Below are 10,420 nucleotides of genomic sequence, written 5' to 3'. Positions count from 1 at the left end.
GAATATTCAAAATTGTTTCATGAAAGTCATTTTAGATATTAAAGACAATAAGGCACTTCATCTACTTGAAGTACTTAAAAGCTTGCCTTATGTGAAGATTACTTTAGAAGAGGATATTCCAGAAGAACATAAGGCCATTGTGAGAGATCGCATTCTTAATACTAATCCCAATGATATGGTTGCTTGGAATGAAGCTGTGCAAAAACTTACAATAAAAGGCTAAATTCAATGGTGTATAAGATTGTAATTGATCCAAAGGCTATAACCGATATCCAATCTGCAATCAATTATTATGAAGAACAGCAATCTGATCTTGGTGGAAAGTTTCTGAAAGTATTAAACAAACATTTTCAGGCTCTTGAAAACAAACCTTTTTTTCGCATACGTTATGACAATGTACGCTGTTTGCCTCTTAAAAAGTTTCCATATATGGTACACTTCACTATTTCAGAAGAAAAGCAACTTGTAACTATACGAGCTATCTTTCATACTTCAAGAAATCCTGTGTTTTGGAAGCGTAACCTATAAGTGCTAACACCCTTTTTAGTAATTGGTTTACAATTACTTCCCATTCGAGTTTTAGAGGAACGTTTTGACGGAATTTGATTTCCTTCCTCCAAATGAAATCTTTGTTCAATGATATTTAACTTGAGGCAGCCCATAAATCAGTCTTTAAAATTAACGATTTATTGAGGGTTTTATGATTGAATAATTCTTTTTTTGCTTGCTTATCTTTTTGGGTGGGCTTTTAGGCTATTACATTTAACTTATTGTAATTATGTGTGTTAAATGGCCCATTTTGTTATTGAGCCGATCTGGGCTAAAGGGCAATAATGATTCTATATTATTAGAAATCTTTCCTTCTTTCTGGATGCATTTTCCCATGAATAATATTTAAAACCAGGATTTCCTTTTCAGTTACCAGGTAAATAATGACATAATCCCAAACACTTACAGATCGATAGTCTTCTGGAAATCCTTCAAGATAAAGCTCTTTTGAATAGCCTGAAAAAGTACCTAAACTCTCACATTTACTGATTATAGATTCTTTAATTTTTATTGCAGTCTGCTCTGATGCTTCAGCTTCTAAGTATGAATATATCGCCTTGATTGAGGATATGGCTCTTTTTGAAAGAATCACTCTCGGATTACTTGTCACCATGACTTAGATTCTTCTCTTAACTCTGCAATTGTATAATAATCCCCTTTTTCAATTTCCTTTTCAGCTGCTTTTAAGTCTCTATACAACTGCTTTTTTGAAAGAGGTTTTCCTTCTGCATTGTAAGCTATTGGTGCTTCTTTTTCAAACAAAACACCGATTTTTTTTAAAAGGTCTAAATCCTTTGTAGCAATTAACTTTTGCATTAAGTCTAACTTAATTGATTGAATGTCCATAACTATTCTTTAAGCAATCATATTGTACAAATTTAATGCATTTCCAGATTATTAATTAATTAATTTTAATTTACAGCTTTAGGAAAGTGGATGAAACCTCTCAATATCAAATTGAAGATCTTCTATCTGATTAACTAAATATCTTTCGGTTGAGCTGATGTATCTATGTCCTGCCATATATTGAACTTTCCTGAGATTGAAGTCTTTTAACCAACTGGTTATAACACTATCTCTTCTTTTTTTGAGTATGGTAATTTACCTGATCTTATAAAGTGGCACGGTTAGAACCGAACCCAATGTTATTGGGTGGCACCATTAGAACCGAAATAGAGGCACTGATACTCCGAAATGGCTGGCATGGTTTGAACCGAAATATCCAGCATTTGTGTTTTGTACCATAAAGATAACGAAATATACTTTTCTATATTTCATTTTTCTCTCTTACTTATACTTTATAATGAGCTTATGGGCATATACTCGCAACTTATTGTATTTGTGCGAATTATTCGATAAATTCTTGATGATGGGCTGGTTTGCCTGGTATACTTTTACTTTTTAAATTTTTTGGGATCAATGTGAATCACTTTGCCATTCTCAGATATTACAAGATCCAGATTCCTTTCAATTTTATATTTAATTAGTCTCTCGTAAGTTAATTCAAGACCTTTTAATATTTTTTCCCGTAATATAAAATCACTTGCTGTCATTATTTTTTATTGATTTTATTATTTCAGATTTACGACTATTTTGTATTTCAGTAACTTTATCAAAATTTCCTTCTGCAATTAATTCAATGGAAGGAATTGAGTTATCAAAAATTAATCAATAATCACATATTGGTAAGTATAATTCAAACAGGATTTATTCGTATTTGTCCTCCAATTGCTCGTAATATTTTCATAATTGTTTCAAATTGGGGTTTCGCTCCTTCAGATAAGGCTTTGTACAAACTTGGTCTGCTAAGTCCTGTTTCATTTGCAATCTTTGTCATTCCAATTGATTTCGCAATATGACCAATTGCTATAATAACATCCGAATTATTTCCTTCTTCCAAAACGGAATTGAGATATTCTGCTATTATTTCATTATTGTCTAAATAATCTGCTATGTCAAATTTTGAGGTTTCCATATTTCTATTTTTTGATCTTGCTCAATATTTTCTTTGCTTTTTCAATATCTTTTCGCTGATTTGATTTATCTCCTCCAATAAGCAAAAGGATTATTTTTCCATCTTTTTCATGGAAGTAAATCCTATAACCTTTGGCATAATTAATTTTTATTTCCCGAACACCATCACCTAGAGGTTTGCAATCTCCAAAGTGCTCATCACTTTCAATTCTTTGAATTCTGAACAAAATTTTTGCCTTCGCTTTAAGGTCTTTTAATTTTCTCAGCCATTTATCAAACTCGACTGTTTTTTCAATAAAGTACATTTAATTATGTATTCATTCGGATACAAATTTAAAGAAATTTTATTAACATCAAATAAATTTATGCGGAATTTAAAGCTAAATCCCAATAAGGTTTTTAGTTTTTGAATATCCATATCCACTGGGCAATTCATGTGTACCCCATTGGGAAACAAAGAAAAATCATAAGAAAACCAATTGCTCTAAAACAAAAAGGTATCCCAAATTTTTCGAAACGCCAGTTTTTGTTTTTTACATGCATGCGCTCATAGTGTTTTTATAGTTGGTCGTAGTTACAAACTACGCCCAGTGGGTAACAAATAGTTGCAGTTACAAACTACAACTAGCAAAGTTGTTACAAATCAACTACTAGTCAGAAATCTGATCCAGTTCTTCTAATAAACCTTCAATATATTGTTCCTTCAAATCAAAGTAGTACTCAAATCGCAATAATTTTTTAGATTTTGATTTATCAAAAGTAAATAATAGAATCAAATCATGTTTACTGGTATCTGAGATTGGATTACCAAGTCTAACAAGTACTATTTCATCTTTTCCAATCTCAGGAAGTGTATCATCTTTTTCAATATTCCATTGTTGTTTATATGATTTAAGAATATCACATAAACCATTAAACATCAGATTTTTATCATCAAGTTTAATATTATGAATATTTCGAACTTTTTTAAAGTTACAATCGAAAATTGCTGGTAAGGTATTATTTCCCAAAATATATTCAATACTTTGATCATGATTCGTCTTTAAAGAATTGCAGCATATTAACAAGGGAAATATAAATAATGCGAAGGCAACAAATATTACCCTATTTCCTATCTTATTCAAGCAGAGATTTTTGATTTCGTTGATCTTTAATTCCTTCATTTTTCATTATTAAATTTCCAAGTTTCACTAATTTATTCATGTACTCATCAGTAGCACGTTCATTCCCGTATGGCTTGAATCCATCATTTATAAAGTTAATCAAATCAGCTCTTCCATTTCCTCCTGAAAACTCACTATAAGATGATTTCTCAATACCCTTCGTCCATTTATGAACGATCTTAATTGATCTTAGCATTGCCATATCATCATCTCTTCTCTTTGCTTCAATTTTACCATTATATAAATAATTCTTAAAACCATCATAAGTTTGGAGTACCAACGTAATACCATCTAATCCTACTGAACCACTTGAAGGTTGAGGTGCAGTTTCAACTAATGGTTTCCACCTTGTATCTCTTGGTAAAAGATTTTTGTCATCTGGTTGTTTTACAACATTATTTGATACCTTAAGAATTGAATTATAGTGATGAACTTTAGCATCTGCACCATAATAATAAGTTCGATTCTTTAATCCATCAGGAGTTTTTTCCTTAAGAGTTTCAACATAGTATACAGAAATTTTTTCATATGTGTTGTCCTTAGCATTAACAACCATAAAATTACACTTGTACTTATACATAGACGAATATAAGGTCTGATTTCTAAACCTTCAAGCTCAACCCCAATTCCTAACTTGTTCTCACAAAATGCATAAGGACTATTATATGCAAATTCTTTTGATAATGGATCAACCGCAAAGAACCTACCTAATCTTGGATCATGCATTCTGTATTTGAAGTTCACAGAATTTCCGGTGCCTTTCAGCTCGTGATCCATTTCTTGCCCTTGGAAACCAAACCTATAAGTACTTACGCCCTTTTTAGTGATTGGTTTCCAATTACTTCCCATCAGAATTTGGGAGGAATGTTTTGACGGAAATCCATCTAGTATGTTAAGTGTGAAGCATCCCATAAACAGCTTTACTTTCCAGCATCTCCTATTTCTCAAGAGTCGTCTCGATCCTTGGAATTTTATGATTCTGATAATAAGTTATACAAATCGATATTCAAATAAATAATCTCTTTCCCAATCTTTTTAGATAACATTACACCCTCTATTTCCAATTGAGTAAGATATTTTTTTGCTGTATTCAGACTTTTAATATTTTGCCCGATTAGTGTTTTGGGGCTAATATAAGGTTGCTCAAATAATTTCTCAACAGTTTCTTTTCTGATGTGCGGTAATTTTTGATTCACTAGTGTTAAGATTGTATTAAATAGCTTATCAATTTCTTCAATCTTTCTGATCGTATAAAGTGATGTTTCTTCTATTGATTTTAACATATAAATGATCCAATCCTCCCAGTTCATCCTGGTTGTTACACGATTGTGTAAATCATAATAATCTTCTTTCTGCTTAATAATGAAAGCACTTAAATAAAGTATAGGAACCTCCAGTAACCTTTTTTGTATTAAATAGAGTATGCTAAGGATTCTACCAGCTCGTCCATTTCCATCTCTGAATGGGTGAATTGCCTCAAACTGGTAATGTGAAATTGCTAATTTAATAAGTGGATCATGTGGGTATTTATCATCATTATTTAAGTAATCATACAGATTATCCAATTTTGTTTGAATAATAAGCTTGCCTCTTGGAGGTGTATACACAATTGAACTTCCTAATAACCCACTTCCTCGTTTCATTATCACGGTTTCAGTTTGATCAGGTCTTATTGAATCATTAACTTCTTTAACAATCTGATATACCTTCACAATCAACTCATTTGAAAATTCTTCATTTTTTTTGATGAGATGATAGCCAGACCAAAGCGCTTGCCTATAAAACAACACTTCTTTAGCACCTCCTTTTATATCTGATTCCTTGTATGTTAATGATTTATACAATTCATCATCAGTTGTAAAAATATTTTCAATTTCTGTACTCGCTTTTGCTTCCCGCAGTGCAATCGTATTTACAAGCATTGACTGATTAGGCAGTTTACGTGCTAGTCCTTTTAGTTCAGCTAAAGCTCTATTAGCATTATTCAGTGCTTGCATAACCCTGATCGTAATAATTTTTTCTTCTTCAGGAGGCAGAAGTGGCAATTGATTATAAGGCTTTTCTCTATCGTATGGAATTTGCTTTGACACTTTTTTCTTTTTGTGTCAAATTTAGCACAATTTTGACATTATTAAAATTTCCTGTCAAATATTATTTGAAATCCATATTACTGTCAAATTAAATAGGATTTTGAATTTTTCGCTCAAACAATGTTTCATCCATCATTAGTAGGAAAGGATTATTGAAATCAAAAAAACCATAGTCTAACTTGAACCTGTTTTTGTTTTTATAAACTTGTACTAGTTGGGGGATTCTAGATGCACTCTAACTTTCAGTTTGCACCTCCAATCGTTACTTAAATAATGACTCAATTTCAGCTTCTCCTATAAGAACTCTCATGATGTTTTTTTATAGGATCAACATTCCACCTTCTCTCTAATCTCGAATCGTATTGCCAATATTCAGCTATGTAACTGTTGCCTGTTCCACTGATTTCGATGTCGTGTTCTTGGCCGTTAAACCGAAGGTATAAATCTGTGGCAATTTTTCTTCATAGCTGCAATAGCGGATATTCAAAATTTGTTATACAGTATCATTGAAAAGCTAGTTAAATCAGTTGAATTTTTCATCAAGGGGGTTTATCTGTATGCGTGTGTCAATCATACGTTGGTCACCTATAATATCTTCAGTTTGAACGATATTCCAATCTTTATTATAGAAAGATTTTAATGCAGAAACGATTTCAAAGAAAGTCAAATTTGTATTTGAGTTCATATGATAAATACCCTTTGGGAAATGTATACTTTGATTTATTATGTCAGTAGTATCATCAACAAAGGAGCAGGAGGGTAGCCATAAATGACTAGCTCTAATTTCTCCTTTCATATTCATTTCGCTATCCAGAAATGTTAACATCGAATTATCTCCTTGATCTGCAATCTGCCAACCTAAGCGTAGGATAACTGAATCAGGATTTTGTGCAATTACTTTTTCTTCAGCTTTTCGTTTTTCAAAACCATATCCTTGGGTCTCATCGGCTACGGAATCGGGAAAATATGGACCATTGTTTCCAACACTAAAAACCATATTTGAAGAAATGAAAATAAATTTAATATGATGTTTTTTACAAATCCAGGCTAATTCAGATGGCCAATCATAATTTACCTGCCAACTCAATTTCCTTTTTTCCTCATCAAATGATGTGATAGCAGCTAAATGGATAAACGCATCAACATTATGATTTACAATAAAGCTTTCCATTTGCCAATAGTCATCTATCGATGTAGTTGTCCTATCCCAAACAATTACCTCATTCCCATTTTTTTGTAGGAAAGTCAAAAGCTTTGTGCCTATTGTTCCTGAAGCACCTGTAATAAGGATTTTGAGAGTCATGAATTAAAAATAATTAAATGAAAATTTTTCTTACAGATTGATATTTATTCGTAACTTTGGTATAATCATGAATTATTCTTTTCTAAATCGGGTTATACAAGTTGGATTGCTATTCCTCCTGTTGAATAGTTTATTATGTCAAAATTACGTATTTGCTCAAAAAGAAGGCAATGTTTGGTATTTTGGTTATTATGCTGGTTTAGACTTCAATTCAGGAGTTCCTGTTGCCCTTACCGATGGAGCATTATCAAATAAGGAAGGCTGTGCTTCGATTTGTGACAACAATGGAGTCATATTGTTTTATACCAATGGAATTCTAATATGGAATAAGAATCATCAGGTTATGCCAAATGGATCAGGCTTAATGGGTGGTAACAGCAGTACACAGTCGGCCATTATTGCGAAAAAACCAAATTCAAGCACGCTTTATTATGTTTTTACTGTTGCCGAGGAAGTTGGATCCAGTGGACTCAGATATAGTATCATAGATATGTCATTATCAAGTGGATTAGGAGATGTTACCAGTTCCAAGAACATTGCAATAGTAACACCCACTTGTGAAAAGATTACAGCCATTAAGCATAAAAATAACACTGACTATTGGGTTGTCACCAGATTGTTTAATTCCAATGCTTTTCATGCATATTTACTTAGTTCTTCGGGATTAGCCACTAGCCCAGTGGTTAGTAGTGTTGGTACTGTTATTAGTGGTCCAACTCGAAATTCAATTGGTTATTTAAAAGCTTCACAGGATGGAAAACGTCTGGTTGTGGCTAACGATTATATCAACTATTTTGAATTATTTGATTTTGATAATGCAACAGGTGTTGTAAGTAATACAATGACTTTCCAGGGCTTTGCAAATTCTTCAGGTCCTTATGGAATGGAGTTTTCTCCTAATAATAATATATTATATGTTTCTCCTGAAATAACTCCATCAACTGTTTATCAATATAATTTGTTAGCAGGATCTGTCACAGCTATTGAAAATTCGAAAACAGCAATTGGTGGAGGTTCTGGTCGAGGTGGTGCACTTCAATTGGCACCCGATCAAAAAATCTATCATTCCCGTACTGCTGATACCTATTTAAGTGTGATTAATAACCCCAACACTTTAGGAACTTCATGCGATTATGTTGTAAATGGTGTTTATTTGGGAGGAAAAAACACCAGTTTTGGGCTTCCAACTTTTTATAATTCAATTACCCTCGATTCTGATTTTACCTTTTCTCAAATTTGCTTCGGAGATTCAACCTCTTTTAAGGTAACCTCTACAGTATTCGATTCTGTAAAATGGAATTTTGGTGATATCTATAATGCGGAAAATACGTCTACAGATCTTTTGCCTAAGCATCTTTATTCTGATACTGGCCGATATGAAGTTGCCCTCATTACATTTTATGAAGGGCTATCAGATACTGCAATCGATTTTGTTAATATCTATCCTTTACCTGTTGTTTTTTTAGGAAAGGACACGACACTTTGCCAAGGAGAAACTCTGGTGTTAAATGTGACAAAAGCAAATGCAACATATGTGTGGCAGGATAATTCCACTGATTCCACCTTTACTGTAACGCAGCAAGGAAGCTATTGGGTAGAAATAACTGTAGATAATTGCAGCGCAGTTGATGTTATTCAGGTTAATTATAATCCTCTTCCATATGTAGATTTGGGCAACGATACCACATTTTGTCAGGGAGATAAATGGACATTGGATGCAACAACATTGAATGCTACATATTTATGGCAAGATTATTCTAGCAATCCCACCTTTGAAGTTAGCAAACAAGGAAACTATTGGGTTCAGCTTATTGTCAATAATTGCAGTGCGACTTTCGATATACATATTAGTTATAATCCATTGCCTAAAATAGACTTAGGGACAGATTCAGTCTTGTGTAAAGGAGAAGTTTTAATACTAAATGCGGGTACGTTAAATGCTTCCTATATTTGGCAGGATAATTCGACCAATTCAACATTCAAAGTCACGAAAGATGGAACCTATTGGGTGGAAGTTACCGTTAACAATTGTAGCTCGACAGATGTTATTGATATATCTTATAAACCCTTACCTATAGTTGATTTAGGTACTGATACAACTTTGTGTCAGGGAGAAGAATTGCTATTGGATATTACAACAATTAATGCTTTTTATCTGTGGCAGAACAATTCAACTAATTCAACTTATCTTGTAAGTCAGGCAGGAACCTATTGGGTTGAAGTGACTGTTGATGAATGTACAACAAGAGGAACAATTCAGGTAGACTATAATCCTTTGCCAGTATTTGATTTGGGAAAAGACACAAGTTTATGTTATGGCGATATATTGACAATAAATTCTTCTAGTCCGAATGCAAGCTATCTATGGCAAGATCAATCAACCAAGTCAACTTTTGATATATGCCAACCGGGAACATATTGGTTGGTAAAAACAATTGATAATTGCAGCTCTTCTGATTCCATTCTTGTTAGTTTTATTCCTGTGCCACCAATAGATTTAGGAGAAGATACATTTGTTTGTATTGGACAAACCATTACTTTGGATGTAACATCACCTAACTGTCGTTATATTTGGCAGGACTACTCTTCTGATCCAACTTATTTTGTTGACCAAAGTGCTACTTATTGGGTCGAGATTATTGATAGCAATTGTCATAATTTTGATACGATTCGTGTTGAGTTCAAGAATTGCGATTGTTACCTGTTTGTTCCTAATGCTTTTACACCGGATGTCAACAGTTTAAATGAAACTTTCAAACCTTCTTTCGATTGTATTTTAGCTGAATATAACTTTAAGATTTTCGATCGATGGGGTGAAAAACTGTTCGAGACTTCGAATCCTGAAGAAGCATGGGATGGCCATTTTAAAGGCTCCGTTTCACCAATAGGGGTTTATATTTATCGTATTGACTACCAATTTGAGGATTTAGAAAAACAGACGAAATTTGGTAATGTTACTCTAATCCGATAAAAGTGGACAGGCTTAGGTTGATTAATTTTCGTTTTGTTGCTATCGTTTATTTCCACTCTTTCCTAATTCTTTAAAAAATCTACAAATAAATTGTGATAATTTTTCAAATTGAGTTGTAGTCGTATCGCCTTTAAAAGCGTCTTATACCAGATGGTATTAAATGCAATTTTGTCAAGCATAGTTTGAAAAAGTTTGAAAATAAAAAATATCCTGATTTTTGCTAGAAGTAGAACTTGCGTTAATAAATACAAACAATAATTTGAAATTAAGAACAAGCATGCGATTTAAGCGTTTTATTTTTTTATGTCTACTGCTGATAATGTACTCAGCAACCAGCTTTGCCCAATCAAAATATACGATAAGTGGCTAT

The 10,420-nt window shown here is 32.7% G+C and carries 12 protein-coding genes; 3 read left to right on the top strand and 9 right to left on the bottom strand.

What is annotated here, in order from left to right; all coding sequences use genetic code 11:
• Positions 1-19 precede the first annotated feature (19 nt).
• Complete coding sequence (locus HOG71_07155) at positions 20-223, top strand: hypothetical protein (protein MBT5990616.1); 204 nt, start codon at positions 20-22, stop codon at positions 221-223.
• A 5-nt stretch (positions 224-228) separates the two neighbouring features.
• Entirely contained in the window at positions 229-528 is a 300-nt protein-coding gene (locus HOG71_07150; GenBank protein ID MBT5990615.1) for a type II toxin-antitoxin system RelE/ParE family toxin, read from the top strand.
• A gap of 319 nt (positions 529-847) precedes the next feature.
• Here the strand turns inward: HOG71_07150 and HOG71_07145 are convergent, their stop codons facing one another.
• The 9 genes from HOG71_07145 to HOG71_07105 all read right to left on the bottom strand — a co-directional run bounded on the left by HOG71_07145 (position 848) and on the right by HOG71_07105 (position 7,079).
• Positions 848-1,162: a type II toxin-antitoxin system RelE/ParE family toxin gene (locus HOG71_07145; GenBank protein MBT5990614.1), complete on the bottom strand. Its 315-nt coding sequence runs from the start codon at positions 1,160-1,162 to the stop codon at positions 848-850.
• Positions 1,156-1,365, bottom strand: coding sequence for a hypothetical protein (locus HOG71_07140; protein ID MBT5990613.1), 210 nt, complete (start codon positions 1,363-1,365; stop codon positions 1,156-1,158). The genes HOG71_07145 and HOG71_07140 overlap by 7 nt, the downstream gene beginning before the upstream one ends.
• Before the next feature lie 880 nt (positions 1,366-2,245).
• The gene (locus tag HOG71_07135) at positions 2,246-2,524 is read right to left on the bottom strand and encodes a putative addiction module antidote protein (GenBank protein MBT5990612.1); all 279 of its coding nucleotides are present in this window, start codon (positions 2,522-2,524) and stop codon (positions 2,246-2,248) included.
• 4 nt (positions 2,525-2,528) lie between these two features.
• Positions 2,529-2,828: a type II toxin-antitoxin system RelE/ParE family toxin gene (locus HOG71_07130; GenBank protein MBT5990611.1), complete on the bottom strand. Its 300-nt coding sequence runs from the start codon at positions 2,826-2,828 to the stop codon at positions 2,529-2,531.
• 345 nt (positions 2,829-3,173) lie between these two features.
• On the bottom strand, positions 3,174-3,647 hold the full coding sequence (locus tag HOG71_07125) for a hypothetical protein (protein MBT5990610.1): 474 nt from the start codon (positions 3,645-3,647) through the stop codon (positions 3,174-3,176).
• Entirely contained in the window at positions 3,640-4,266 is a 627-nt protein-coding gene (locus HOG71_07120) for a hypothetical protein (GenBank protein MBT5990609.1), read from the bottom strand. Before HOG71_07120 ends, HOG71_07125 begins: the two co-directional genes overlap by 8 nt.
• Entirely contained in the window at positions 4,155-4,598 is a 444-nt protein-coding gene (locus HOG71_07115; protein ID MBT5990608.1) for a hypothetical protein, read from the bottom strand. The genes HOG71_07120 and HOG71_07115 overlap by 112 nt, the downstream gene beginning before the upstream one ends.
• A 59-nt stretch (positions 4,599-4,657) precedes the next feature.
• Positions 4,658-5,776: a Fic family protein gene (locus tag HOG71_07110; GenBank protein MBT5990607.1), complete on the bottom strand. Its 1,119-nt coding sequence runs from the start codon at positions 5,774-5,776 to the stop codon at positions 4,658-4,660.
• Positions 5,777-6,299: 523 nt separating this feature from the next.
• A complete protein-coding gene (locus HOG71_07105; GenBank protein MBT5990606.1) occupies positions 6,300-7,079 on the bottom strand; it encodes a sugar nucleotide-binding protein in 780 nt (259 codons plus the stop codon).
• Positions 7,080-7,146: 67 nt separating this feature from the next.
• Between HOG71_07105 and HOG71_07100 the strand changes: the two genes are divergently transcribed.
• Positions 7,147-10,050 (top strand): T9SS type B sorting domain-containing protein, encoded by a 2,904-nt coding sequence (locus tag HOG71_07100; protein MBT5990605.1) that lies wholly within the window; start codon positions 7,147-7,149, stop codon positions 10,048-10,050.
• Positions 10,051-10,420 lie beyond the last annotated feature (370 nt).

The organism is Bacteroidota bacterium (genome assembly GCA_018698135.1).
GTDB lineage: Bacteria > Bacteroidota > Bacteroidia > CAILMK01 > JAAYUY01 > JABINZ01.
This window is presented reverse-complemented; position numbering and strand designations above follow the sequence as displayed.